Source organism: Brevibacillus sp. NL20B1 (assembly GCF_018195675.1).
GTDB lineage: Bacteria > Bacillota > Bacilli > Brevibacillales > Brevibacillaceae > Brevibacillus > Brevibacillus aydinogluensis.
In genome coordinates this window covers 100,708-125,137 of the sequence record NZ_JAGTPT010000004.1, presented here as the reverse complement: position 1 = coordinate 125,137, position 24,430 = coordinate 100,708, and the positions used below count along the sequence as shown (strand labels likewise).

General features: G+C 58.0%; 24 protein-coding genes. 19 read left to right on the top strand and 5 right to left on the bottom strand.

Annotation, left to right across the window (positions count from 1 at the left end):
* The first annotated feature begins 20 nt into the window (after window positions 1-20).
* From KDN35_RS04640 to KDN35_RS04615, 6 genes are all read left to right on the top strand, one after another.
* Entirely contained in the window at window positions 21-221 is a 201-nt protein-coding gene (locus tag KDN35_RS04640; protein ID WP_171567443.1) for a hypothetical protein, read from the top strand.
* 290 nt (window positions 222-511) lie between these two features.
* Window positions 512-745, top strand: coding sequence for a hypothetical protein (locus tag KDN35_RS04635; protein ID WP_212132222.1), 234 nt, complete (start codon window positions 512-514; stop codon window positions 743-745).
* 63 nt (window positions 746-808) lie between these two features.
* Window positions 809-1,222, top strand: a complete 414-nt coding sequence (locus KDN35_RS04630; protein ID WP_212132221.1) for a TadE family protein — start codon at window positions 809-811, stop codon at window positions 1,220-1,222.
* Window positions 1,223-1,264: 42 nt separating this feature from the next.
* The gene (locus tag KDN35_RS04625) at window positions 1,265-1,888 is read left to right on the top strand and encodes a pilus assembly protein TadG-related protein (protein WP_249178916.1); all 624 of its coding nucleotides are present in this window, start codon (window positions 1,265-1,267) and stop codon (window positions 1,886-1,888) included.
* A 48-nt stretch (window positions 1,889-1,936) separates the two neighbouring features.
* Window positions 1,937-3,247 carry a VWA domain-containing protein gene (locus KDN35_RS04620; protein WP_212132219.1) on the top strand — a complete coding sequence of 437 codons (1,311 nt, stop codon included), beginning with the start codon at window positions 1,937-1,939 and terminating at the stop codon, window positions 3,245-3,247.
* Window positions 3,248-3,294: 47 nt separating this feature from the next.
* Entirely contained in the window at window positions 3,295-4,071 is a 777-nt protein-coding gene (locus tag KDN35_RS04615; RefSeq protein ID WP_171567448.1) for a hypothetical protein, read from the top strand.
* A gap of 489 nt (window positions 4,072-4,560) precedes the next feature.
* Here KDN35_RS04615 and KDN35_RS04610 read toward each other — a convergent pair whose 3' ends face one another.
* Window positions 4,561-5,676: an aminopeptidase gene (locus KDN35_RS04610; RefSeq protein WP_212132218.1), complete on the bottom strand. Its 1,116-nt coding sequence runs from the start codon at window positions 5,674-5,676 to the stop codon at window positions 4,561-4,563.
* Between the two features lie 223 nt (window positions 5,677-5,899).
* Window positions 5,900-7,099, bottom strand: a complete 1,200-nt coding sequence (locus KDN35_RS04605; protein ID WP_212132216.1) for an iron-containing alcohol dehydrogenase — start codon at window positions 7,097-7,099, stop codon at window positions 5,900-5,902.
* A 242-nt stretch (window positions 7,100-7,341) separates the two neighbouring features.
* Here KDN35_RS04605 and KDN35_RS04600 point away from each other — a divergent pair, with 242 nt between their 5' ends.
* From KDN35_RS04600 to purN, 8 genes are all read left to right on the top strand, one after another.
* Entirely contained in the window at window positions 7,342-7,533 is a 192-nt protein-coding gene (locus KDN35_RS04600; protein ID WP_212132215.1) for a hypothetical protein, read from the top strand.
* 744 nt (window positions 7,534-8,277) lie between these two features.
* Complete coding sequence (gene purC, locus KDN35_RS04595; protein WP_171565282.1) at window positions 8,278-8,997, top strand: phosphoribosylaminoimidazolesuccinocarboxamide synthase; 720 nt, start codon at window positions 8,278-8,280, stop codon at window positions 8,995-8,997.
* Window positions 8,990-9,238: a phosphoribosylformylglycinamidine synthase subunit PurS gene (gene purS / locus KDN35_RS04590; protein ID WP_212132214.1), complete on the top strand. Its 249-nt coding sequence runs from the start codon at window positions 8,990-8,992 to the stop codon at window positions 9,236-9,238. Before purC ends, purS begins: the two co-directional genes overlap by 8 nt.
* A gap of 3 nt (window positions 9,239-9,241) precedes the next feature.
* On the top strand, window positions 9,242-9,934 hold the full coding sequence (gene purQ, locus KDN35_RS04585) for a phosphoribosylformylglycinamidine synthase subunit PurQ (protein WP_212132213.1): 693 nt from the start codon (window positions 9,242-9,244) through the stop codon (window positions 9,932-9,934).
* A complete protein-coding gene (purL, locus tag KDN35_RS04580) occupies window positions 9,915-12,158 on the top strand; it encodes a phosphoribosylformylglycinamidine synthase subunit PurL (protein WP_212132211.1) in 2,244 nt (747 codons plus the stop codon). The genes purQ and purL overlap by 20 nt, the downstream gene beginning before the upstream one ends.
* Window positions 12,143-13,561, top strand: a complete 1,419-nt coding sequence (gene purF, locus KDN35_RS04575) for an amidophosphoribosyltransferase (protein ID WP_212132209.1) — start codon at window positions 12,143-12,145, stop codon at window positions 13,559-13,561. Before purL ends, purF begins: the two co-directional genes overlap by 16 nt.
* A gap of 12 nt (window positions 13,562-13,573) precedes the next feature.
* Complete coding sequence (gene purM, locus KDN35_RS04570) at window positions 13,574-14,614, top strand: phosphoribosylformylglycinamidine cyclo-ligase (RefSeq protein WP_212132207.1); 1,041 nt, start codon at window positions 13,574-13,576, stop codon at window positions 14,612-14,614.
* The gene (gene purN, locus KDN35_RS04565) at window positions 14,611-15,219 is read left to right on the top strand and encodes a phosphoribosylglycinamide formyltransferase (protein ID WP_349290954.1); all 609 of its coding nucleotides are present in this window, start codon (window positions 14,611-14,613) and stop codon (window positions 15,217-15,219) included. The genes purM and purN overlap by 4 nt, the downstream gene beginning before the upstream one ends.
* A gap of 71 nt (window positions 15,220-15,290) precedes the next feature.
* On the opposite strand, the gene KDN35_RS04560 is transcribed toward purN, so the two are convergent.
* A complete protein-coding gene (locus KDN35_RS04560) occupies window positions 15,291-16,490 on the bottom strand; it encodes a CynX/NimT family MFS transporter (protein ID WP_212132205.1) in 1,200 nt (399 codons plus the stop codon).
* 218 nt (window positions 16,491-16,708) lie between these two features.
* Here KDN35_RS04560 and KDN35_RS04555 point away from each other — a divergent pair, with 218 nt between their 5' ends.
* The 3 genes from KDN35_RS04555 (at window position 16,709) to purD (ending at window position 20,127) form a co-directional block, all read left to right on the top strand.
* Complete coding sequence (locus tag KDN35_RS04555) at window positions 16,709-17,077, top strand: hypothetical protein (RefSeq protein WP_212132204.1); 369 nt, start codon at window positions 16,709-16,711, stop codon at window positions 17,075-17,077.
* A gap of 163 nt (window positions 17,078-17,240) precedes the next feature.
* Window positions 17,241-18,788, top strand: a complete 1,548-nt coding sequence (gene purH, locus KDN35_RS04550; protein WP_171565273.1) for a bifunctional phosphoribosylaminoimidazolecarboxamide formyltransferase/IMP cyclohydrolase — start codon at window positions 17,241-17,243, stop codon at window positions 18,786-18,788.
* Between the two features lie 70 nt (window positions 18,789-18,858).
* The gene (gene purD / locus KDN35_RS04545; protein ID WP_171565272.1) at window positions 18,859-20,127 is read left to right on the top strand and encodes a phosphoribosylamine--glycine ligase; all 1,269 of its coding nucleotides are present in this window, start codon (window positions 18,859-18,861) and stop codon (window positions 20,125-20,127) included.
* Window positions 20,128-20,176: 49 nt separating this feature from the next.
* Here the strand turns inward: purD and KDN35_RS04540 are convergent, their stop codons facing one another.
* Both KDN35_RS04540 and KDN35_RS04535 read right to left on the bottom strand, forming a co-directional pair.
* A complete protein-coding gene (locus KDN35_RS04540; protein ID WP_171565271.1) occupies window positions 20,177-20,314 on the bottom strand; it encodes an EYxxD motif small membrane protein in 138 nt (45 codons plus the stop codon).
* Between the two features lie 12 nt (window positions 20,315-20,326).
* Window positions 20,327-20,776, bottom strand: a complete 450-nt coding sequence (locus KDN35_RS04535; RefSeq protein ID WP_212132203.1) for a YgaP family membrane protein — start codon at window positions 20,774-20,776, stop codon at window positions 20,327-20,329.
* Between the two features lie 215 nt (window positions 20,777-20,991).
* Between KDN35_RS04535 and KDN35_RS04530 the strand changes: the two genes are divergently transcribed.
* Both KDN35_RS04530 and KDN35_RS04525 read left to right on the top strand, forming a co-directional pair.
* Window positions 20,992-22,752, top strand: coding sequence for an adenine deaminase C-terminal domain-containing protein (locus KDN35_RS04530; protein WP_171565269.1), 1,761 nt, complete (start codon window positions 20,992-20,994; stop codon window positions 22,750-22,752).
* 716 nt (window positions 22,753-23,468) lie between these two features.
* On the top strand, window positions 23,469-24,422 hold the full coding sequence (locus KDN35_RS04525) for a branched-chain amino acid ABC transporter permease (protein ID WP_171565268.1): 954 nt from the start codon (window positions 23,469-23,471) through the stop codon (window positions 24,420-24,422).
* The last annotated feature ends 8 nt before the right edge of the window (window positions 24,423-24,430 follow it).

Sequence of the window (24,430 nt, the reverse complement as noted above, 5' to 3'; positions counted from 1 at the left end):
GCGGAGGGAAGGTGTGTAACATGTCCAAGTCGGTACAAAACTGGCAGCGTTTTTGGAAGTTCATGGTGATCTACTTTTATGCCTTAATCGTTCCCGCCACTGCTTTGATGGCGATTATCCGGAAAGAATTTCCCCTTGATTTGCTCATTCTTGCGGCTGTGTTGCCGTTTATCAAGCGAAATCACCTGAATCTCGTCAAAAAGAAACATGCGACAAACTAGATTCGCCAACGACTGAAACGGTGTGATCAAGGGAAGAGGGGAGCGGACTGCTGATTGATTTTTGCGAAAAAAGGAAGGTTTCGGCTATGAAGGCACACGCGAATAAGCTGCTCTCTGCCCTCCTGGCGTGTTTGCTTGTCTTGTCAGCCTGCTCATCCGATCAGGAGAAACCAGCTGATCCCAAAACGTCAGGTGCCCCCACGCACCATTCTGCTGCGGATCATCAGACAGGGGAATCTACAGTGGACACGCCAAAAAGCCGAGAGGAAAAAATACAGCTGCTAAAATCCATGATCCCGGAAGGCCTGACCAAACTCCCGGAGACAGCGGAGGAGTTTTACAAGCTGCCGCCGGGACGCTTTGCCGGAGTCCCGTATGGCCATCAAAGTGAGGAAATCAAAAAGGTACTGCGGCAATTCCCGAACATCGAAAACCCGGATTCGGAATCATCGAACGACAAAACACACAAAGAAGCCATTGAGGCGATCAACCAGCAGTACAGCAAAAACGTGCAGGCACAGTAACAAATCGACGGGAGAACAAAGGTGTGCGAAGGCAGCAGCCAGCAAACGGAGGTGACATTACAAATGAGGAAATCAATCCGCTGTCTGAACAATGTAAAAGGCTCTGTCACCGTGGAGTTTCTCGGGATTTTGCCGCTTGTCTTTCTCATTCTGCTGATTCTCTGGCAGTTTTTAACCGGTGTCTACGCCGTCATCATCGCCCAGTCGGCTGCAAATGAGGCGGCCAAAGTATATGCTGTCACGAGAAATACAAACGAGGCGATGAGCGCAGCGGAGCGAATTGTACGTTCTGCTGGAGGGGGCATTTCCTATGACAGCGGCGATTCACACATTTCCGATGAAGGCAGCTACTTTACGGCGAGAATCGGTGTCAATCTCGACCTGTTTTTCATTCCTGACGTAATCAAACAGCACATGACGGAGAAAGACAAAGTCATTTCGCTTGGCCGCGAGGTACGGGGACGGGTGGTTCATTGAATGGAACAGGTGAAACAGCTGCTTGGCAACCAACGGGGTAATATGACTGTTTTTGTTCTGACGATTTTTTTCTTTTTGTCTCTTGTCATGTTCACGCTGCTTTTCAACATGTCCACGATCTTTGTGGACAAGGAAGTGGCAGCCAACAGCGCGCAGCAGGCGAGCATCGCAGCCGTGCAAATCATTTACGAAGAGGCGGAGGAAGCCATCCGTGAATACGACAGTTCCATAGCTGGCATGCTGGACCCGGACTTTATCATGGTGAAAGTCGATTTGGAAACGATGCGGCTGCGCAGCATTCATCCTGATTGGTCGGAAAGCGAGGTCCGCTACCGTGCCATTGATAACGTGCTGCTTTCACATGTACCGGCAAATGGTGTGCTGTATGGTTATCTCTATCAAGGTTTGGAGTCTGCACAACGGAAAATTCGCGAAGCAGCAGGAGAAATTTTGCAAGCCAACGGTGCGACGCGCAGCGGATCGGTCGTCACCATGTTTGACAGCGACATGCGGATTGAGGTGGAGACATCGGTCCGGTACCAGAGCGATACTTTTGGATTGGCATTTCTAAACACGGTTACGGAAAAGGTGAAGCAGACGGCGAAAAGCAGGCGGATCGCTTTTGCCGAAGTAATGGGATGGGGCGGAAAACGCATCACCTTGTAAGCATGACGACACAGCAGACTTACAAAAGCCGGGGAGGAGAATCACTACATGACGTTCATTAACAGATGGACTCGTATGCTGGGCGGCTTGATTCTGATTATGTCCCTTGGCGGCTGTTCATGGGGGACGGCCGTTACAGGCTCAGCGCCGGACACTTCCCGCTTGCCGCAGACGACGCAGGAATTGATTGCCGCACAACCGGGCCCGCTGGCCGGCACCCATTTTTATCTGACCAACCATCCTCAGCACAGTGACATCGCGAAGATACTGGATCGCCTGCCCCTCCTGGTAGACGGTGTGGATGAAGCGATGGTGCAAGTGTACGGGGAGAAACTGCTTTCCCTGTTTGCCGAAGACTACGCGAGCCCCCAGACTGTTGTGGACCGTTGGCGTGTGGCGTCTTTCGGCAACCCCGACATAGAAGATACCCGGCTCCAGTTCAAGGAGCATTTCAACGTGGAGATCATTTTGGACGCGAGTGGAAGCATGGCCGGAAAAATCGGTGAAAAGACCAAAATGCAGTTGGCCAAGGAAGCAATTCAAGCATTTGCCGAAAGCCTCCCTGAGGGAGCGAGGGTTTCCCTGCGCGTCTATGGACATAAAGGCAGCAATGCTGATAAGCACAAACAGCTCTCGTGCGGCAGCAGCGAGCTGGTCTATCCGCTGCAGCCGTTCGATGCGCAGAGGCTGGAGGAGGCGTTGCAGCAGTTTGAACCGACCGGCTGGACCTCGATTGCCCGCTCTTTGCAGTTGGCACAGGCGGATCTGGCCACGTACGGAGCCGAGAACAATACCAACGTGATTTATCTGGTCAGTGACGGGATTGAGACGTGTGACGGCGATCCGGTTGCCGCGGCCAAGGAACTTTCCAACTCGCATGTCATGCCACTTTTGAATGTCATCGGGTTCGACGTCAATGCCGATGGGCAGAAACAGCTCAAGCAAATTGCCCAGGCGGCCGAAGGGTTGTACGCGAATGTGACCAATCAGGAGCAGTTCCAGGCGGAGCTGGAGAGAGCCCGGGAGATCGCGGAGAAGTGGGATATGTGGAAGCGGGACGCGCTGACAGAGGCGGAAGCTGTGCGCATCGACAGGCACAAGTGGATCGATATGTACGACCGTGATTGGTATGAAAAGAACTGGCGGGAAAGTCTGAACGTGGGGGCGGCAATCGAGTATTTGGCCGCCACCGGGAAGATTGGCAGCCAGGCAAAAACGTACCTGACCCGGATGCGGCAGGAGCGCGAGGCGTTGGTCACCCGCTCAAAGGAAGAGCTGACCGACTATCTGCTTAACCTGACCGAGGAATCGTTTGAAGAGATGAAGGAGGAAATTGAGCGAAAATACCGGGGAGAGTAAAGCAGTTGGTCGCGTCACACTTACATAGAATAGCGGAGATGGTCAAAATGGAACAGTTTATTGTCTGCATAACCTCTTCAATTCCATTGTTGTTTGTAGTTTTTGGTATTAAGTACTCGTCACGTGTACTGAAACGCATCGGCTTGTATTTGTACCTGGCCATGCTGGGGATCGTTGTTTCCGCCCATTGGCATTTCCAATCCGTCTATGGACTCCCTTTTTTTTCTTCTCCATCAGAAATGGCGATTATGGCTCTTGTGCTTATGTTGTTAGGCTTCTTTTTATTAGTTGCTGTACTCTTCGGTTTAATCCATGATTACTTTAAACACCCAGAACGGTTTCACCAAACCAAACAGGGTGCCTTGTTCATATTGGGTTTACTTGCACACTTGGGTGTGTTGGGATTTCTCATGTATCCTTTGTCCGGTAAATGGGAATATGTCAACATATTGAAGCACGCCGAGAAAGTGTTTGCGAAGGACGAGAACATCAGGGATGGAAAGATACGTGTAGAACTGGTGTTTTCCTCTCCGCTACCGTGTTGGCGGAACTGTTCCAGCGAAGATTACCGCCATCTGTTTATGGTGAAAAACTATACAGACGAGCCGATGAAAGTACGGCTGAAGATTGAATTGTTTGATGACCGGAAGGAATCATTGGACACGATTGCATCGCTTCCCATCGTTGTCCAGCCCGGTGAATACCGCCCGGTGATAACCAAATGGACCGATGAAAAGAGCAGCGTATGGGATCAATGGTCGTATAGATCAGAAGAGCCAATCGCTTATTTTCGATACTGGTATGACGCCAGACCTGTACGATGACGAAATGAGCTGTGTAAGAAAGAAAGATCACCCTGGCACTCTATTATTCGGTGAGTTGCTTTGCAATCGAGTCTTTTGAGCGAACTTTTTTATTTGCAGATGGCAGGCGCAGACACCTGCGGTCGCAGACTGAAGACAAACGATTCATTGAGTTAGCGTCCACAAAAATTGATCTCCAGGCCGGAAGGCCTGCCCATTCATCAACCGAAGCAAAAGACAATGGGCATCGCATGGTGGGATGGGCCAAGCGAGCTCCTTTGACGACCGGCTCAGCGGAAAAACGCTAGACGCGGGAATCAACAGGGGACACAAGTCTCACTTCCTCGAAATTCCCAGATGTTTGTCCCCTGCCCGCGTCTCGTTTTGGAGCGGACTTCATCCGCTTCTGTGCGGGGCGTCAAGCGAGCGAGCGGGCCCGATCTCCCAGGCGCAGCGGACTTTGTCTAACGCTGAGACCGCAGGTGCAAACACCTGCGGTCTTCATCATGCTTACACCAGATTCTCCGGGTTGAGTCCTTCCAGCTCCGGCAGGACAAACCGGCCGTCTTTACGGATCAGGACATCGTCAAACCAGATTTCGCCGCCGCCGTACTCCGGACGCTGGATCTGCACCATGTCCCAGTGGATGGAGGAGCGGTTGCCGTTGTCGGCCACGTCGTAGGCGCTGCCCGGCGTGAAGTGGAAGCTGCCGGCGATTTTTTCGTCGAACAGGATGTCCTGCATCGGGTGCAGGATGTGCGGATTGAAGCCGATGGCAAATTCGCCGATGTAGCGGGCGCCTTCGTCCGTATCGAGGATTTCATTCAGGGCTTTGGTGTTGGAGCTGGTCGCCTCGACGATTTTGCCTTCCTTAAACGTAAGCTGCACGTCGGTAAACGAGGTGCTGTGGTAGTTGGTCGGTGTGTTGAAGTAAATCGTGCCTTCCACGGAGTCGCGAACCGGCGCGGTGTACACTTCACCGTCCGGGATGTTCCGCTTGCCGTCGCACTTGATAGCCGGGATTCCCTTGATGGAGAAGCGCAGGTCTGTTTTCGGGCCGATGATGCGGACGCGGTCGGTCTTTTCCATCAGTTCCTTGAGCGGGTCCATCGCCTTGGACATTTTTGCGTAGTCGAGGTTGCAGACGGAGAAGTAGAAATCTTCAAAACCCTCCAGGCTCATGTTGGACAACTGCGCCATCGACTTGTTGGGATAGCGCAGCACGACCCAGCGTTTTTTCGGGATGCGCTCGCCGAAGTGCACCTGTTTGTAGTAAATGCGGGAGTAGAGGCCCATCTTTTCTTCGGGAATGTCGGAAAACTCGTTGATGTTTTCAAACGCGCGCACCGCAATGTATGCGTCGACGTCCTGCATGCGGATCAGCTCGTGTTTGGCGATCAGTTCCATGTGTTCCTTGTTGCTCCCCTGGATCAGCGCCCGAAGCACTTCCTGATCCTTCAGTGTCACCAGCGGGAGGGCGCCTACGGCAAACGCCTCGCGGACGAGGGCGCGCACCAGCGGCACCTGCACGCCGATATTTTCGATCAGCACTTTTTCTCCTTTTTGCAAATTAAGCGAATAGCGGATGAGACGGCTGGCCAGTTCGTTAATCCGTGGATCTGCCATCGTGTGGAACCCTCCAGTAGTAAAAATTTTTTTACTATATCTGCAAGTATAGATTTTCTTCCGTCTGTATGCAAGCCAAGCCCCGCCACATGCATGGCGGGGCTGGCTGATTGGATGAACGCACACGGTCAACCGCCCGAATGTCCGGCCAGACCGGCATTCGGCCAGGCAGTCGTCCGGGAGGGGAGGCGGACCGCTTCGCAAAGGTGACGCAGCCCAAGTGTCACAGGCAGGCTTCGTAGATGGCGATGACATCCTGCTCATGCAGCGGACGGGAGCTTGCCAGATGGCCGGCACCTCGACCGCCGATCTGCACTGCATCCCGTGCCAATTCCGGCAGGGCGTCGCGGGTGACGCCAAAGTCGGAGAGGCGCTGCGTGATGCCCATCGCTTCGTACCAGCTGCGGACGGCTTGGATCGTCGCCCGTGCGGCGGCATGGTCGTCTGTTTCCGTGACCCCGAAGCACTGACGCCCCATGCGCGCCAGCCGCTCCGGGCGGTCGGGCAGAATGATCTGTTCAAAGTACGGCAGGGACAAGATGGCCAATCCCCGCCCGTGGGCCATGTCGTAATAGCCGCTCAGCGGGTGCTCTACGCCGTGAAGCGGATAGCCGGCTCCGCGCCCCGACAGGGTAAACGGGCTGATCGCCAGCGTACTTGCCCACAGCAGCGTGGCGCGCGCTTCTTCGTGATCGGGCTGGCGGATGGCCGTGAGCGAGTGTTTTGCAACCAGCCGGATCAGCGTCTCAGTAAAGCCGTCCTGCACATGCGTGCCTTCCGCGCTGATCAGATACGATTCAAACAGGTGGGCGAAGATGTCGGCGCACGCTTCCGCGGTGACGTGCGGCGGCACCGTGTAGGTAAGCGCCGGATCGAGGATCGCCACCTTCGGATACAGACCCGGGCCGTTGATCGACGATTTTTCGTGGGTTTCCCAGTGGGTCAGCACGCTGATGTTGTTCGCTTCCGACCCGGTCGCTGCCACGGTGGGCACGGTCAGCAGCGGGAGGGCTTCCTGCACGGGCACCAGCTCTTTGGCCGTACCAGAGGGATTGCCGCGCAGGTAATCGTAGATCGGTCGGCCGGAGAGGGCCACCGTCGCAATCGCTTTGGAGGCGTCCATCACCGATCCGCCGCCGAGCGCGATGACAAAGTCGCAGCCGTGTTCGCGGGCGAGAGCCGCTCCTTCGTCGACGGTAGTGGTGCGCGGGTTGGGTTCTATCTTGTCAAACAGCACGTACTCCACCTGTTCTTCCGCCAGAAGCGACTGCACACGGTCCAGCAGACCGGTCCGTTTGGCCGAACGGCCGCCGGTGACGAGCAGCGCTTTGCGGCCGAGCGCTTTCGCTTCCCGCCCCAACCGGGCGATTTCGCCGGTGCCAAAGAAAATCCGGGTCGGGAATAATACCTCAAACGGAAACATGTGGACTCATCCTTTCCCCGATAAATTTATCCTCTACCAGTGTAGCATAAAAAAGGAAAGCCGCCGCAGTTTAAGCGTAAGTCACCCGGCTGCCCTCAAGCTGAGACAAGTCGCTCTGTACCACTTCAGACCTGGGGGGCGGCTGTGCACCAGATGTAAAAATCAGGGATTTTGGATTTTTTTCGTCAAGCTGGTCATCCTACATCGTAACAGCATTCCATGAAGACTGGAGGGAACTGCAGATGACTGCGGAAAACCGGTTTCCGCCCGCCATGCGAAATGTCGGCGATCTGGCCGAGATGAGCCTGCTGGAGAACGAAAGCGCCGCTCCGATGGTGGAGATCAGACCGCCGCTGCAGTATGGCGAAGCGCTTGAACATCGCGACGCGAAATCTGTTGCCGAAATGCGTGAAGAGCGGTTGAAAATGGAGTGAACGCGGTGTCATGGTGATGGTGCCCTGCCGGGAACCGATGGGAAGATCGGTTCCTGGAAAATATTAATGAAAAATGCAGGTTGTCTTTAGTCTGAGTCCGGGAATCCGGACTCAGCGTGTAGACAAAGTCCGCGGCGCATGGGAGATCGGCCCCGCTCGCTCGCTTGACGCCCAGCAAAGAAGCGGATGAAGTCCGCTCCAAAACGAGACGCGGGCAGGGGACAAACATCTGGGTATTTCGAGGAAGTGAGACTTGTGTCCCCTGTTGGTCCCCGCGTCTTCGTTTTTCCGCTGAGCCGGTCGTCAAAGGAGCTCGCTTGGCCCATCCCTCCATGCGATGCCCATTGTCTTCCGCTTCGGTTGATGAATGGGCACGCCTTTCGGCCTGGAAATCATTTTTTGTGGACGCTAACTCAATGAACCGTTTGTCTTTAGTCTGAGTCCGGGAATCCGGACTTTTCTTCTTTTCTGCTGCGGCAGCCAGCGGCTGATTGGCTTCGCTTCTCTTGAGGGCGAAGCGCAGACTGAACCTCCCCGGACAGGGAAAGAATATGGCGTACATGATTGTTTGCCGAATGTTAAATTTGAGTGGTCGGGGGAAATTACATAAATTCCCGAACGTTTGTCGAATGCTAATCTGCTCATTTTCGTTGATAAATGCGTATAATTGTGTTTTAATTGAGTTGAAATGTTCGTGTATATTACGCATTACGCAACCTTTGCTCGGGGAAGGTGACTCCGGAAGTGGAAAAACGGGAACAACTCTATGAAGGTAAGGCAAAGCGCATCTATCGTACGTCTTTGGCCGATCAATACTGGGTGGAGTACAAGGACGATGCGACCGCGTTCAACGGGGAAAAGAAAGGCACCATCACCGGAAAGGGTGAACTGAACAACCGCATCACCGCCATCTTTTTCACGCTGTTGAAAGAGCGGGGCATCGACAACCACTTTATCCGCCTGCTGTCGCCCACGGAACAGTTGGTCCGCAAAGTGGAGATCATTCCGCTGGAAGTGGTCGTCCGCAACATCGCGGCCGGTTCCCTGGCCAAGCGGTTGGGGATGGCGGAGGGAACGGCCCTGCCGCACCCGGTGGTGGAGTTTTACTATAAAGACGACGCACTGGGCGATCCGCTGGTCAACCACTCGCACATCAAGGTGCTCGGAGTCGCCAGCGAAGACGACTTGGCCGTGCTGGAGCGTATCGGCCTGCAGGTAAACGAGGTGCTGCAGGAGTACCTGCGCGAGCGCGGCGTGATTCTCGTCGACTTTAAACTGGAGTTTGGACGCACGCCGGAGGGAGAGATTCTTCTGGCGGATGAAATATCGCCGGATACGTGCCGGTTCTGGGATGCCGAGACGATGGAGAAACTGGACAAGGACCGCTTCCGCCGCGATCTCGGCAATGTGGAAGAAGCGTATCGGGAAATGCTGAAACGATTGGGAGGAGAAGCACATGTGTAAAGCTGTTGTATACGTGACGCTGCGCCAAAGCGTGCTCGACCCGCAAGGACACGCGGTCAAGGGAGCGCTGCACACCCTCGGTTTTGACGAAGTAAAAGACGTGCGCATCGGCAAGTACATGGAGTTGGTGCTGGATACGGCCGACCGGGCGCAGGCGGAGGAGCGCGTCCGCGCGATGTGTGAAAAACTGCTGGCCAACACCGTGATTGAAGACTACCGCTTTAACATCGTGGAGGGCTGAGCCATGCGAGTAGCCGTAATCGTCTTTCCCGGTTCCAATGCCGACATCGACTTGTACAACGCCGTTGAAGACGTGATGGAAGTGCCGGTGGATTACGTCTGGCACGCACAGACCGACCTCTCCGCCTACGATGTCATCCTGCTGCCGGGCGGTTTTTCCTACGGTGACTACCTGCGCTGCGGGGCCGTCGCCCGGTTTTCGCCGGTGATGGAACAGGTGGTCAAGGCAGCTGAGGACGGCAAGCTGGTGATGGGCATTTGCAACGGCTTCCAGATCCTGACCGAAGTCGGACTGCTGCCGGGCGCCCTGCTCCGCAACCGTTCGCTGAAGTTCCGCTGCAAGCTGTCGCCGCTGCGCGTGGTCAACAACGACACGCCGTTTACCCGCGACTACGCTGCGGGTGAAGTGATCCGGATTCCCATCGCTCACGGCGAAGGCAACTACTACTGCGACGAAGAGACGCTGGCACGGCTGCAGGCCAACAACCAGATCGTCTTCCGCTACGAAGGGGAAAACCCGAACGGTTCCATAGATGACATCGCCGGCATCTGCAACGAACGGGGCAACGTGCTCGGCATGATGCCTCACCCGGAGCGGGCCGTGCACGAATGGATGAGTTCCGCCGACGGCCGGCGCCTGTTTACCTCGATTCTGAAGACATGGAGGGAAAAAAACAGTGTCACAGCTCACTCGTAACGAACCGACCGCTGACCAAATCGCCGACCAGCGCCTGTACCGGGAGATCGGCTTGACTGACGAAGAATATCAGCGCGTCGTGGACATCCTCGGCCGCAAGCCGAACTGGACGGAGACAGGACTCTACAGCGTGATGTGGTCGGAGCACTGCTCGTACAAAAACTCCAAGCCGGTGCTGCGCCGCTTTCCGACCAGCGGACCGCGCGTGCTGCAGGGACCGGGCGAAGGGGCCGGGATCGTCGACATCGGCGACAACCAGGCTGTCGTCTTCAAGATCGAAAGCCACAACCATCCCTCCGCGATCGAGCCGTACCAAGGGGCGGCAACCGGGGTGGGCGGCATCATCCGCGACGTCTTTTCGATGGGCGCACGTCCGGTGGCGCTTCTGAACTCGCTGCGCTTTGGGGAATTGACCTCCCCGCGCGTGAAATACCTGTTTGAAAACGTGGTGGCGGGCATCGCCGGCTACGGCAACTGCATCGGTATTCCGACCGTCGGCGGCGAAGTGAACTTTGACGCCACCTACGAAGGCAACCCGCTGGTAAACGCGATGTGCGTCGGCCTGATCGACCACGACAAGATTCAAAAAGGGGTGGCGACGGGCGTCGGCAACCCGGTTATCTACGTGGGGGCCAGCACCGGCCGGGACGGCATCCACGGCGCGACATTCGCCTCCGAGGAATTGAACGACGAGTCGGAGAAAAAGCGGCCGGCTGTACAGGTAGGCGACCCGTTCATGGAAAAACTGCTGCTGGAAGCATGCCTGGAGCTGATCGACACCGGCATCGTCGTCGGCATTCAGGACATGGGCGCGGCTGGACTCACCTGCTCCAGCGCGGAGATGGCCTCCAAGGCGGGCAACGGCATCGAGATGAACCTCGACCTGGTCCCGCAGCGGGAGGCGGGCATGTCCGCTTACGAGATGATGCTCTCCGAATCCCAGGAGCGCATGCTGGTCGTCGTGGAAAAAGGCAAGGAAGCAGAAGCGATCGCCATTTTTGACAAGTGGGGCCTGGCTTCGGCAGTTGTCGGCCGTGTGACGGACGACGGCATGCTGCGCCTGCTGCACCACGGCGAAGTAGTGGCGGAAGTGCCGGTCAAGACCCTGGCGGATGACGCGCCGGTCTACCACAGACCGTCGGCTGTGCCGGCGTACTACGAAGCGAACGCCAACGTCGATCCGGTGGCGGCCATCCCCGAACCGGCTGACGCCAACGAAACGCTGAAAGCCCTGCTGTCTCAGCCGACGATCGCCAACAAGGCGTGGGTATACGAACAGTACGACCACATCGTCCGCGCCAATACCGCGGTCAAACCGGGTTCGGACGCGGCCGTGGTAATGATTCGCGGCACCCGCAAGGCACTGGCGATGAGCACGGATTGCAACGGCCGTTACGTCTACCTCGACCCGCAGGTGGGCGGCGCAATCGCCGTGGCGGAAGCGGCCCGCAACGTGGTATGTTCCGGTGCCGAACCGCTGGCGATCACCGACTGCCTCAACTTTGGCAATCCCGAGAAGCCGGAGGTGTTCTGGCAGTTTGAAAAAGCGGTCGACGGCATGAGCGAAGCCTGCCTCGCGCTGAACACACCGGTCATCGGCGGCAATGTGTCGTTTTACAACGAACGCAGCGGCGACGCCATTTACCCGACGCCGACCATCGGCATGGTTGGCCTGATTGCGGACGTCGATCACATCACCACCCAGGATTTCCAGGCCGAAGGGGACGCGATTATCCTCCTCGGGGAGACCTACGCCGAACTGGGCGGCAGCGAGTATCAAAAATGGGCGACAGGCTCCATCTCGGGACGTCCGCCGCACATTGACCTGGCAAAAGAAGCGGCCGTGCAGAAACTGGTGTACGACGCCATTCGCCAGGGGCTGGTAAAATCGGCGCACGATCTGTCGGAAGGGGGACTTGGCGTCGCATTGGCGGAATCGTGCTTTGGCAACGAGATCGGCGCAACCGTTTCGCTTGAGTCCGACCTGCGCAGTGACGTGCTGCTGTTCAGCGAGTCGCAATCGCGCATTCTGCTCAGCGTCGCACAGGAACAAAAGGACGCCGTGCTGGCGCTGGCAAAAGAACGGGGTGTGCCGGCACAGGTAATTGGAACGACTAGCGGCAAGCGACTGGTGGTGAACGTCAACGGAACGGAAGTGATCCATGCGCCGCTTGCCGATTTGAAAGCCGCTTGGAAGGATGCGATTCCATGTTTGATCGGTTGATCTGGGACAAACTGAACGAAGAATGCGGCGTCTTTGGCATCTACAACCACCGGGAAGCAGCCCCGCTGACCTATCTGGGGCTGCACGCCCTGCAGCACCGCGGCCAGGAGAGCGCGGGCATCTGCGCCTCCGACGGTGAAAAGTGGTACAAGCACCGCGGCATGGGGCTGGTCTCGGAGGCGTTTGGCAAGGGCGACCTGGAAAAGTTTCGCGGCCATATCGCCATCGGCCACACGCGTTACACCACGGCCGGGGCGAGCAAGATCGAAAACGCGCAGCCGCTCTTTTTCCGCTACGCGCACGGCAGCATGGCCGTCGCCCACAACGGCAACCTGGTCAACGCCTCTGTGCTGCGAAAAGAGCTGGAGGCCATGGGTTCCATTTTCCAGACGACGAGCGACACCGAAGTGATCGCCCACCTGATCGCCCGTTCGCAAAGCCGCGATCTGGCGGAAGCGGTCCGGGAAGCGCTGCAGCACATCAAGGGCGCATATGCGCTTTTGGTGATGAACGAGCGGCAGCTCATTATTGCGCTCGACCCGAACGGTCTGCGTCCGCTGTCGCTCGGCCGTCTGGGCGACGCCGTCTGCGTAGCCTCCGAGACGTGCGCCTTTGACATCATCGGCGCAGAGTATTGGCGCGACGTCCGGCCGGGCGAGCTGATCATCATCGACGAGGACGGCATCCGCGAGACGACGTTTACGGACAAAACCGTCCGTTCCATCTGTACGTTTGAGTACATTTACTTCGCCCGTCCGGACAGCGACATCGACGGGATCAACGTGCACATGGCCCGCAAGCGGCTGGGCAAGCAGCTCGCGCTGGAGGCGCCGGTGGAGGCCGACGTGGTGACGGGCGTGCCCGATTCCAGCATCTCGGCGGCCATCGGCTTCGCGGAGGCGACCGGCATTCCCTACGAGATCGGGTTGATTAAAAACCGCTACGTGGGACGCACCTTTATCCAGCCGACGCAGGAACTGCGGGAACGGGCCGTACACCTGAAGCTGTCCGCCGTGCGCAAGGTGGTGGAAGGCAAGCGGGTGGTGATGATCGACGATTCGATTGTGCGCGGCACGACCAGCAGCCGCATTGTCCGCATGCTGCGCGAGGCGGGGGCGCGGGAAGTGCACGTGCGGGTAAGTTCGCCGCCGGTGAAAAATCCCTGCTTCTACGGCATCGACACATCCACCCGGGACGAACTGATCGCCGCCACCAAATCGGTCGAAGAGATTCGCCGCATCATCGGCGCGGACTCGCTGGCTTTTTTGTCGGTGGAGGGCATGATCGAAGCGATCGGCCGTACGGACGCGGCTCCCAACAACGGCCACTGCCTGGCCTGCTTCACCGGCCAGTATCCCACGGAGATTGAATTTGAGGCGGCACTGCCGGCAGACAAGTGTTAAGAGGGTGAAACCATGAGCGAAGCATACAAGCAAGCAGGCGTCGACATCGAGGCGGGCAACGAAGCGGTAGAGCGGATGAAAAAGCATGTGAAGCGGACGTTCCGTCCCGAGGTGCTGACTGATTTGGGCGGATTTGGCGCGTTGTTTCGCCTGGATGTGTCCCGGTACAAAAAACCGGTGCTCGTCTCGGGCACGGACGGCGTGGGCACCAAGCTGAAGCTCGCGTTTGCCATGGACAAACACGACACAATCGGCATCGACGCCGTGGCGATGTGCGTCAACGACGTAGTCGTGCAGGGAGCGGAACCGCTCTTTTTCCTCGATTACCTGGCCTGCGACAAAGTGATTCCGGAAAAGATCGAGGCAATCGTCAAGGGCATCGCCGACGGCTGCGCCCAGGCAGGCTGCTCGCTGATCGGCGGGGAGACGGCGGAAATGCCGGGCATGTACGCGGAAGGCGAGTACGACATCGCCGGGTTTACCGTCGGTGTCGCGGACGAAGATAAGCTGATCACCGGTGCTGATGTAAAGCCGGGTGACGTGCTGGTGGGGCTTGCCTCCAGCGGCGTGCACAGCAACGGCTTTTCCCTCGTGCGCAAAGTGCTGCTGGCGGATCGGGGAATGTCGCTACACGACCATGTGGACGAGCTCGGCAAAACACTGGGGGAAGAGCTGCTGACGCCGACCCGGATTTACGTCAAGCCGATTCTTTCGCTGCTCCAGTCTTATGAGATCAAGGCGATGGCCCACATCACCGGCGGCGGCTTCACGGAAAACATTCCGCGCGTCCTGCCCGAGGGAACGCAGGCGGTGATCGACGTCGGTTCCTGGCCGGTGCTGCCGATTTTCCGGCTGGTGCAGGAGGCGGGCAGCATCAACCCGGCCGACATGTACCGCACGTTCAACATGGGCATCGGGATGGTGCTGGTCGTCAAACAGGACGACGTCGTCAACGTGATCGGCACGCTGCAGCAAATGGGCGAACAGCCGTACCTGATCGGTCAAATTCGGGCGGGCGAGCGGCGCGTCGTCTACAACGGGGTGACGTGGTGAAACGGATGGCCATTTTTGCCTCGGGCAGCGGTTCCAATTTTGAAGCAATCGTGCAGGCGACGAAAAGCGGCCGGCTGGAAGGCGCGGAAGTGGTACTGCTCGTCTGTGACAAGCCGGGAGCCAAAGTGCTGGAGCGGGCGGCGCGATTGGGCGTGGAAGCGTTCGCGTTTGAGCCGAAAGCGTACCCGGACAAGGCGGCGTTTGAGGCAGAAATCGTCGCCGAGCTGTGCAGGCGGGACGTCGAGCTGGTCGTGCTGGCCGGGTACATGCGGTTGGTGGGGCCGACGCTCTTGTCCGCCTATGAAGGACAGATCATCAACCTGCATCCCTCGCTGCTGCCGGCCTTTCCCGGCAAGGATGCGATCGGGCAGGCTCTCGCCTACGGGGTGAAGGTAACGGGAGTAACGGTACATGTCGTCGATGCCGGTCTGGATACCGGACCGATAATCGCGCAGGTTCCCGTGACGGTGCACGAGACGGATACGGCAGAAAGCCTCGCTGCCCGGATTCATGAAGTGGAGCACGAACTGCTGGTCGACGTGATCGGACGACTGCTGACCGGCCGGATGAGGCTGGAAGGGCGGCACGTGCGGCTGGAGAAATAACAGCGGCCCTCTGCGACGGGTGTGATTCCCGTGGCGGAGGGCCTTTTTTGTTTCGTGCCATAGGGGCCTACTTATACGTATTTGTTCCGTCCCGCCCCGACAGCGGCGATCGTCATCAGCAGGCTGACCGCCAGCAGCGTCAGCAGGGGGAACGTCCACGAACCGGTCCAATCGTAGAAAAGTCCGATCAGGATCGGCCCGACGGCGGCCAGCAAATACCCTACGGACTGCGACATACCGGACAGAGCGGAAGCCTGATGCGTGTCCGTTGTTCGCAGGACGATCATCGTCATCGCCAGGCTGATGCTGGCTCCCAGCCCGATGCCGAGCAGCACCAGTGATCCAAACAGCAGCAGGCTGTTTTCACCGACCAGCAGCCCGCCGAATCCGGCCAGAAAGCACAGACCGATCACCAGGGCCATGCCCATCTGGTTGGTCATGCGGGTGGCCAGCACCGGTGCCAGGAATGTGGCCGGCAGACTGATAAACTGCAGGATCGAGAGCATCCAACCGGCGGTGGAAGTGCTCATGCCGTGGTGATGGAGGATTTCCGGCAGCCAGGCAATGGTGCAGTAAAACGCAAACGACTGCAATCCCATGAATACGGTAACCTGCCAGGCCAGCGGTGAACGCCAGAGTCGGCTGCTGTCGGACGCTTTGCCCTGGTCGCCTGTGATGTGGACGGATGCACGGAGCTGCGGCAGCCACACAACCAGCGCGACGAGGGTCAGCAGGGACCAGCAGGCCAGCGCTCCCTGCCATCCGAGACGCAGCGCCTGGGCCAGCGGGACGCTAAGACCGGACGCCAGCGCAGCGAGGGTGCCCATCGCCGTGGTGTACACACTCGTCATCAGTCCGATCCTGTCCGGAAACCGCTGCTTGACGAGCCCCGGCAGCAGCACGTTGGAAATGGCGATTCCCAAGCCGATCAGGCCCATGCCGGCAAATAACGCGGCAGTCCCCCCGAGCGAGCGGAGGATGATGCCGACGAGCAAGATACACAGTCCCGCCCAGATGGTCCGTTCATTCCCGTAGCGTTCTGCGATCTTTGGAGCGATCGGGGACAGGACGGCAAAGGCGATGAGCGGCAGCGTGGTCAAAAAACCCGCCATGCTGCCGGACAGGCCTGTATCCGTTCGGATGGAGCCGATCAGCGGCCCTACGGAGGTGAGGGCGGGGCGCAGGTTGAAGGCGACGAGAATGATGCCCGCGACAAGCAGCATGTTTCCCGTGGGTAGCGGACGGGAAGCGACGTCATCACGATTGGTCATGAAAGGATTCCTCCAGACGTTTCATCTCCGGTACTTCCATTAGTGTACGCAGTAAAAGTTGTTAATTCTTTACGGTATGCACAATTCCCTTCCCGTACACCCATGATGCACCCATTACGGACTTTGTCTGCACACCGGGCTATTTTGGAAAAAACGGTCCCCACCCGGGCGTTTGCTACATACAGTAGTACGAAAGCGGAAAAAAGGAGGGGGCCCACATGGGCGATTTGATATCCGATCTGCTGGGTAAGCTGAGCAAGAAAACAGGACGGAACTGGACGATGGAGGATATCGTGCGGCTGGCGCAAAAGCTGCCGAAGGGAGGGAATGGAAACCTGGATGAAGTGTTTGACGAACTGTCAGACATGGGGCTCAATCTGAGCGAGGAAACGCGGGTGAAGGTGAAGGAACAGTTGAAGGACGGTAAACCCCCATCGCTCGAATCCATCAGCGCGCTGGCGAACAGGCAGGCACAGGGAACAAACACCCCGAAGAAAGAGGTGTCGCATGCCAGTGCAAAAGTGAAAAGCGATCCGCTTGCCGAACGATTGAGAAAATGGCAGGACGGGAGAAAGAAAAGGCGATAGACGTGTAATGCAAACGAAGCGCAGTCTCGCGTGCCTTGGCACGATGCGGCTGCGTTCGTTTTTTTGGGAGGAAACCTTGATAAAAACGTACAATTATGTTTTAATTAACTTATAATGTTCGTGTTTTCTATATTCTTTCCAATAATATCAGGAGGTTCTATCCGTGAGTGTGAAAAAGGCACTGATCAGCGTTTCCGACAAGACAGGGTTGATTCCGTTTGCGCGCCGTTTGGCTGATGCCGGCGTGGAGATCATCTCCACCGGGGGTACGGCGACCATGCTGAAAGAAGCGGGCATTCCGGTTATCGGCATTTCCGAAGTGACCGGTTTCCCTGAGATTCTCGACGGGCGCGTCAAAACGCTGCATCCGAACATCCACAGCGGCCTCTTGGCTGTGCGCGACAATGAAGCCCACCGGAAGCAGCTGAACGACCTGCAGATTGAAACGATTGATCTGGTTGTTGTCAACCTGTATCCTTTTAAGCAGACGATCGCCAAACCGGACGTGACGTTTGCGGAGGCGATTGAGAATATTGACATCGGCGGGCCGACCATGCTGCGTGCGGCTGCGAAAAACCACCAGTACGTCACTGTAGTGGTGGACGCCGCCGACTACGAGCAGGTAGCCACGGAAATCGAGCAGAATGGGGATACGTCCCTGGATACGCGCCGCCGTCTGGCCGCCAAGGTGTTCCGCCACACGGCTGCGTACGACGCGCTGATCTCCCGCTATCTGAGCGAACAGGTGGGCGACTTCCTGCCGGAAAGCTACACAGTGACCTACGAAAAAGCGCAAGATCTGCGTTACGGCGAAAATCCGCATCAGCGGGCCGCATTCTACCGCGAGCCGCTGGCAGGCGGAGCCAGCATCGCACGTGCCCAACAGCTTCACGGCAAAGAGCTTTCCTACAACAACATCAACGACGCTGACGCCGCTCTGGCCATCGTGCGCGAGTTTGCCGAACCTGCCGTGGTCGCGGTGAAACACTCCAACCCGTGCGGCGTAGGCATCGGTGCCGACATTCGCGAAGCCTACCAAAAGGCGTACGAGGCTGATCCCGTTTCCATCTTTGGTGGCATCGTGGCGGCCAATCGTCCTGTGGACCGCGACACTGCCCTGCTGATGAAAGAAACGTTTTTGGAAATCATCCTCGCGCCTGATTTCACCGAAGAAGCGCTGGCCGTGCTGACCGAGAAGAAAAACCTGCGCCTGCTGCGCATCCCCTCGCTGAACGAGTCCCGGGAAGCCGCGCAGGGATTCCGCATCGCGCCGGTGGCGGGCGGAGCGCTGGTGCAGGACTACGACGTGAAACAACTGGACGATGCCGATATCCGCGTGGTGACCGACAAACAGCCGACCGCCGAAGAACTGGCGCAGCTGAAATTCGCCTGGAAGGTCGTCAAGCACGTCAAGTCGAACGCCATCGTGCTCGCCAAGGATAACATGACGATCGGCGTGGGCGCTGGCCAGATGAACCGCGTCGGTGCTGCCGGCATTGCCATCGCTCAGGCGGGAGAAAAAGCGAAAGGGGCTGTGCTGGCCTCCGATGCCTTCTTCCCGATGCCGGACACCGTAGAAGCGGCAGCGAAGGCAGGTATTACAGCGATCATTCAGCCGGGCGGTTCGGTCCGCGACCAGGACTCCATTGACGCCTGCAACCGCCATGGCATCGCGATGGTGTTTACCGGTGTACGCCATTTCAAACACTAATCGCTGACGAATTGATGAGAGCGAAAGAGAAAAGCGGATTTGTCAGAACCGCTGACAGGAGGGAGTACGCATGAACGTACTGGTAATCGGCGGCGGGGGCCGCGAACACGCCATCGTCTGGAAGTTGGCGCAAAGTCCCAAGGTGAAAAAGATTTTCTGCGCGCCTGGCAACGGCGGTACGGCGCTGTTGGCGGAAAACGTGCCGATTCCCGTTGACGATTTTGCCGCCCTGGCCCAGTTTGCCAAAGACGAGGGGGTTGACCTGACAGTGGTCGGTCCGGAAGACCCGCTGTTGGGCGGAATCGTCGACTTTTTCACGGAGCGCGGCCTGCCGATCTTCGGGCCGACTGCGCAGGCAGCGAAGATCGAAGGCAGCAAAAGTTTTGCCAAGCATCTGATGAAGCGCTATGGCATCCCGACGGCCCGGTACGAGTCGTTTCTCGACTACGAGTCGGCCCTGGCCTACGTGCGTGAACAGGGGGCGCCGATCGTGGTCAAAGCGGACGGACTGGCAGCCGGCAAAGGGGTGGTCGTTGCGGAAACGCTGGAAGCAGCGGAAGCGGCGCTCTACCGGATTATGAAGGAAGGCGTGTTTGGCCAGGCGGGGGCGCGCGTGGTGATCGAGGAGTGCATGCGCGGCGAAGAGCTGTCCCTGCTGTCGTTTGTCGACGGGGAAACGGTCAAGCCGATGGTGACTTCCCAGGACCACAAGCGCGTCTTTGACGGTGACCAGGGCCCCAACACCGGCGGCATGGGCACCTATGCGCCTGTGCCGCACATGTCGGCAGAGCTGGTGGAGCAGATCGTGGAGACGATCGTCAAACCGATGGCCCGCGGCATGGCACAGGACGGCATCCCGTTTAGGGGCGTGCTTTACACGGGCCTGATGATCACGGACGAGGGGCCGAAGGTCGTGGAGTTCAACGCCCGCTTCGGCGATCCGGAAACGCAGGTGATCCTGCCGCTTTTGGAGACCGATCTGGTAGACATCTGCACGGCTGCCATCCAGGGGGAACTGGCATCGGTCGACGTAAAGTGGAAGCAGGAAAGTGCGGTATGCGTCGTCATGGCCGCTCCCGGGTATCCGGGTGAATACCCCAAGGGCGAGCTGATCAGCGGCTTGGAAAAGGCGGGCGAGTCCGTCACCGTGTTCCACGCCGGCACCAAACAGACGGAGCAAGGCATTGTCACCAGCGGCGGCCGTGTCCTCGGCGTGACCGGGACAGGACGAACGCTGGAAGATGCGCGTGCTCGGGCATACGCTGCCGTTGAGCAGATCAGCTTCGCGGGTGCGCATTACCGCCGGGACATCGCAGACAGGGCGCTGCGCAGACGCTAGATTCGTGCCAATCGCGACCTGTATGGCAAAAAAAGGGAGATCCGTCCGGTTATTGACGGTATCTCCCTTTCTTCTTGTTCGCAGCGTACATAAAGTAGCCCATGACGGCGACACAGCCGATGATCAAGGCAAAGACAAACGCATTGTGGGAAAACCATTCGTATAGCGGAGGTCCGACAAGTGACATGGGCTGTCCCTCCTAGGAATAAGTTGGCTCGAGATGTTCGTCGCGGCTGTGGCGGTCGTCCGTTTTTTTGGCGCGCTCTTCGTTGCGGGAAGCTTCCTCGGCCTGGCGGTAGGAGACGTACTCCTTAACAGCCGCTTCGAGCTGTTTGTCTTCGGCCGACAGTTTGGTTTGCTCCTGCTTGGGAGCCGTGCCGCTGACCGGTTTCCCCGCCTGGTTCCTCATGTCCTTTGCTTTGCTGAGCATGTTTTGCATTCCGGCGCGATCGCAGCTGTTGACACCCATCGCGTACAGCATCGGACAAAAGCGGGTGACGCCTTCTGCCACCTTCATGGCTGACAGCGCCATTAACAGCCAGGGAGTGCGGTACGGGCGGCGGCTCATCCTGCCGACGCCGTAGGCCAGCCCCAACAGGCCGACAGTGATGCGGATCAGAGCATCCACGGTTCCGACGTTTTTTTGCATGGTTGTTCCTCCTGTCCTAACAGTTCCTGTTGGTAGTGTGTGCCGGGCGGAAAAAATCACGCGAGGGAATTGTTGTTAACAGAGGGGTTGGATACAGGAGTCCGGCAGGCGAACGGAGAAGTGTACACAGGAAGTGAGCGAGCGTTCGCTAGGAAACGGCTGCTCTGGCAGAGGATTCTCTATCCGTGCGCCAAACAGGGAAAGGAGTGCATACCATGCGAGTCCGTCCGATCAACGAAAAGGCTTACCTGCATCTGTTACGGGTGGCGAAGCGGCAGGCCCCTGCCGACATGTGGATCAAGGGAGCGCGGGTGCTGCAGGTGTATACCAAGGAATGGCGGGAGGTGAATGTCGTCGTCGCCGGAGAACGGATCGCCTATGTGGGGGAAAAGGAGCCGGAGGTGGCCGAACATACGGTTGTGGTAGACGCAGCTGGGATGTACGCGGTGCCGGGGTACATGGAGCCGCACGCCCATCCGTTTCAGTGGTACAATCCGTTCTCGCTGGCCGACTTCGCACTGGAGCGGGGAACGACAACCCTGGTGTCTGACACGATGATGCTGATGAGCCTGCCGTTTGCGCAGGTGGCACAGATCATGGAGCGGCTGTCGGCCCATCCGGTCAAGCAGTTTTTCTGGGGTCGGCTCGATCCGCAGCGGAGGCGGTCACATGCAGAGCCGCCGTTTGACCGGGCAGGGCTGGCGCGAATGCTGGAGCATCCGCTGGTCGTCCAGGGCGGGGAACTGACCGACTGGCAAGGCGTGTTGAACGAAGACGAGACCCTGCTGTTTGGACTCAAGCACGCCCGCGATCTTGGCAAACGGATCGAAGGACACCATCCGGGAGCGTCGGTGGAGACCCTGAACACAGCGGCTGCCGCCGGGATCACCGCCTGCCACGAGAGCATCACGGCGGAGGAGTTGTTGCGCCGCCTGCAGTTGGGGATGTATGTCGCACTGCGCCACTCCTCCATCCGGCCGGACCTGCCGGAATTGGTTCGCGGCTGGCTGGAGATGGGACTGCCCTGGTCGCCCCGCATGATGCTGACATCGGACGGCAGCACGCCGCCGATGCACCGGCACGGCCTGATGGATTACACGATAAAAGTGGCGATCGAAGCGGGCATGCCGCCGGAAGAGGCCTACGTGATGGCGACGCTCAATCCTGCCGTCTACTACGGCATGGACGCCGAAATCGGGGGGATTGCCCCAGGTCGACTCGCCGACGTTCTGCTGCTTACTCGTCCGGAGGAGCCGACGCCCGAGCTGGTCATCGCCAACGGACGGCGGGCGGCGGAAAAAGGGCGGCTGCTGGTGCCCACGGTGCTGCCTCATTGGGAGCAGTACGAGTTTCCGCCCGTCGACCGGCTGGGCAGGGACGTGGGAGCGGACGCGTTTCGACTTCGCCACACGGGCGGACCGCTGCCGGTCCTGCACATGCGCAATGCGGTCATTACCACACTGGAGCGGGAGGAACTGCCGGCAGACCGGGATGGCTGCGTTTCGCTGGAGAACGATCCCGAGCTGGCGGTAATCTGCTGTCTCAATCCTGACCGGGAGCGGCTGACACAGGCGCTGGTAAGGGGATACGGCCGTTCGCTGGAGGCACTGGTCAGCACCTACACGGCCTCTGACGACTGGCTGGTCATCGGGCGCAACCCGGAGGCCATGGCGGAAGCGCTGCGGCGCGTCCGGCAGATTGGCGGAGGCGTGGTCATGATCGACGGGGGACGGGTGATCTGCGAATGTCCGCTGCCGCTCGCCGGAAAGTTTTCTCCCGCGCCGATGGACGACGTCATCCGCATGGCGGAATCGCTGACCGACCTGTTGCGGGACAAGGGGTACGCGCATTTGGACCCGCTCTATTCGTTGCTGTTTTTTACCGCCACCCATTTGCCGTATGCCCGGCTTACCGCCGAGGGGATCGTCGATGTGAAGTCGGGGGCCGTTTTGGTGCCGTCCATTCCCCTTCCATGAGGAAAACATGTTTTCGGCAAAGGAATGTCTTCGCAAACATCAATTACTTCACCTTAGTAAAGTATTGATATATTTATTTGGATTTAATACAGCTTCATCTTTACGCTGTTATATGTATAAAAAATATGTTTATTGAAAATACCATTATTCATCTCTTGTAAAATTCCTGATATATTTTACAATTAAGAAAGGCCAGACAGGAACGGTCCTGTGAGACGTTTGGCCCATGTCGGGTATCCTCCCTGGGTGGACGTTTTACGGGCCGCCAAGTGATTTCATGGGTGGCGGTGGACGGGTGGTTCTGATATGATTATGTTAACCTGTCCCGCCGTGGAAGGGGTGCTTTGCTCGAGAAAAGAATACCTGTGACGGAAAAGGGGACGGTTTCATCGTTGTATTCGTCGATCCAAAATGAGCAGCCGGCTCCGGTATCGCAGGATACGTTGCTTAAATAGGGCCAGACATCGCAGACTACCGAACAAGCCTCTTTCAACCCGGGGCGACACTCAGGTGTGCGCCCTTTCTGTTTGAGGAGTTGTCCAGTGCGCGGACAAGCCTTTCGCTGACGGTACGACCGCTCACACAAAGACAGCGCGTCAGGCAAAAAAGCAGCGGTTGTCCCGACAGCCGCCGGGCGGCAAGTCGTTTTTTTGATCGCCGAATACAGAAAATTTACAATTACCGCAAGTTTACAAAGGAATGAGGGATGGGAAAGTATGCTGCTCGACATTTTGCCTCAGGTGTTGGTTGACGGCTTGACGCTGGGCTTCATGTACGCCGTCGTTGCGCTCGGCTACACCATGGTGTACGGGATTTTGGAGTTCATCAACTTCGCGCACGGTGAGATTTTCATGGTGGGCGCCTTTGTGGGGACGGAGGTCCTGCTGATTACGGACGCCCTGGGAGCGCTGGAGGGGATGAATCCGTTTGTCGCACTGTTTATAACCCTGCTGATCGCGATGGCCATTACCGGAGCCCTCGGCGTCGGGATTGAGCGGGTAGCCTACCGTCCGTTGCGCGGTGCGCCGCGGCTCGTTCCGCTGATTTCCGCGATCGGCGTGTCGTTCCTGCTGCAGGATCTCGTCCGGTTTACGGAAGCGATTGCCCGCAACGAATTTTATCTGAACAGTCCCATTCTTTTTTCAGGTTCCATCCCGTTGGGCAGCATCGCCGCGATTCCGACGAAGGCGTTGATCGTCATCGTGCTCGCCATTGTGATGATGATATCGCTGACCTTGTTCATCAACAAGACCAAGTGGGGTATCGCCATGCGGGCTGTTGCGCAGGACCAGTCAACAGCGTCGCTGATGACCATTAACGTGGACAAAGTCATTATGCTTACCTTTTTGATCGGTTCCAGCCTGGGCGGCGCAACCGGGGTACTGTTCGCGCAGAACTACGGCACGATTGACCCCTACATCGGCTTTATTCTCGGTCTCAAGGCGTTTACCGCAGCCGTTCTCGGCGGTATCGGCAACATCCGCGGCGCGATGGTGGGCGGTGTTCTGCTTGGCTTGCTGGAGTCCCTGTCCGGCGCGTACATGGGTCCGCTGACCGGCGGAGCGTTTGGCGCCGAGTACAAAGACGTGTTTGCGTTCAGCATTTTGATTCTCGTGCTTCTGTTCAAACCGGAAGGCCTGTTTGGCGAAGCCGTAAAAGAGAAAGTGTAGGTGAAACG

Bases quoted from the DNA above. Each gene is read 5' to 3' on its own strand.
- KDN35_RS04640 (WP_171567443.1), top strand. From the start codon at position 21: ATGTCCAAGTCGGTACAAAACTGGCAGCGTTTTTGGAAGTTCATGGTG.
- KDN35_RS04635 (WP_212132222.1), top strand. From the start codon at position 512: ATGATCCCGGAAGGCCTGACCAAACTCCCGGAGACAGCGGAGGAGTTT.
- KDN35_RS04630 (WP_212132221.1), top strand. From the start codon at position 809: ATGAGGAAATCAATCCGCTGTCTGAACAATGTAAAAGGCTCTGTCACC.
- KDN35_RS04625 (WP_249178916.1), top strand. From the start codon at position 1,265: ATGACTGTTTTTGTTCTGACGATTTTTTTCTTTTTGTCTCTTGTCATG.
- KDN35_RS04620 (WP_212132219.1), top strand. From the start codon at position 1,937: ATGACGTTCATTAACAGATGGACTCGTATGCTGGGCGGCTTGATTCTG.
- KDN35_RS04615 (WP_171567448.1), top strand. From the start codon at position 3,295: ATGGAACAGTTTATTGTCTGCATAACCTCTTCAATTCCATTGTTGTTT.
- KDN35_RS04610 (WP_212132218.1), bottom strand. From the start codon at position 5,676: ATGGCAGATCCACGGATTAACGAACTGGCCAGCCGTCTCATCCGCTAT.
- KDN35_RS04605 (WP_212132216.1), bottom strand. From the start codon at position 7,099: ATGTTTCCGTTTGAGGTATTATTCCCGACCCGGATTTTCTTTGGCACC.
- KDN35_RS04600 (WP_212132215.1), top strand. From the start codon at position 7,342: ATGACTGCGGAAAACCGGTTTCCGCCCGCCATGCGAAATGTCGGCGAT.
- purS (WP_212132214.1), top strand. From the start codon at position 8,990: ATGTGTAAAGCTGTTGTATACGTGACGCTGCGCCAAAGCGTGCTCGAC.
- purQ (WP_212132213.1), top strand. From the start codon at position 9,242: ATGCGAGTAGCCGTAATCGTCTTTCCCGGTTCCAATGCCGACATCGAC.
- purF (WP_212132209.1), top strand. From the start codon at position 12,143: ATGTTTGATCGGTTGATCTGGGACAAACTGAACGAAGAATGCGGCGTC.
- purM (WP_212132207.1), top strand. From the start codon at position 13,574: ATGAGCGAAGCATACAAGCAAGCAGGCGTCGACATCGAGGCGGGCAAC.
- KDN35_RS04560 (WP_212132205.1), bottom strand. From the start codon at position 16,490: ATGACCAATCGTGATGACGTCGCTTCCCGTCCGCTACCCACGGGAAAC.
- KDN35_RS04555 (WP_212132204.1), top strand. From the start codon at position 16,709: ATGGGCGATTTGATATCCGATCTGCTGGGTAAGCTGAGCAAGAAAACA.
- purD (WP_171565272.1), top strand. From the start codon at position 18,859: ATGAACGTACTGGTAATCGGCGGCGGGGGCCGCGAACACGCCATCGTC.
- KDN35_RS04540 (WP_171565271.1), bottom strand. From the start codon at position 20,314: ATGTCACTTGTCGGACCTCCGCTATACGAATGGTTTTCCCACAATGCG.
- KDN35_RS04535 (WP_212132203.1), bottom strand. From the start codon at position 20,776: ATGCAAAAAAACGTCGGAACCGTGGATGCTCTGATCCGCATCACTGTC.
- KDN35_RS04530 (WP_171565269.1), top strand. From the start codon at position 20,992: ATGCGAGTCCGTCCGATCAACGAAAAGGCTTACCTGCATCTGTTACGG.
- KDN35_RS04525 (WP_171565268.1), top strand. From the start codon at position 23,469: ATGCTGCTCGACATTTTGCCTCAGGTGTTGGTTGACGGCTTGACGCTG.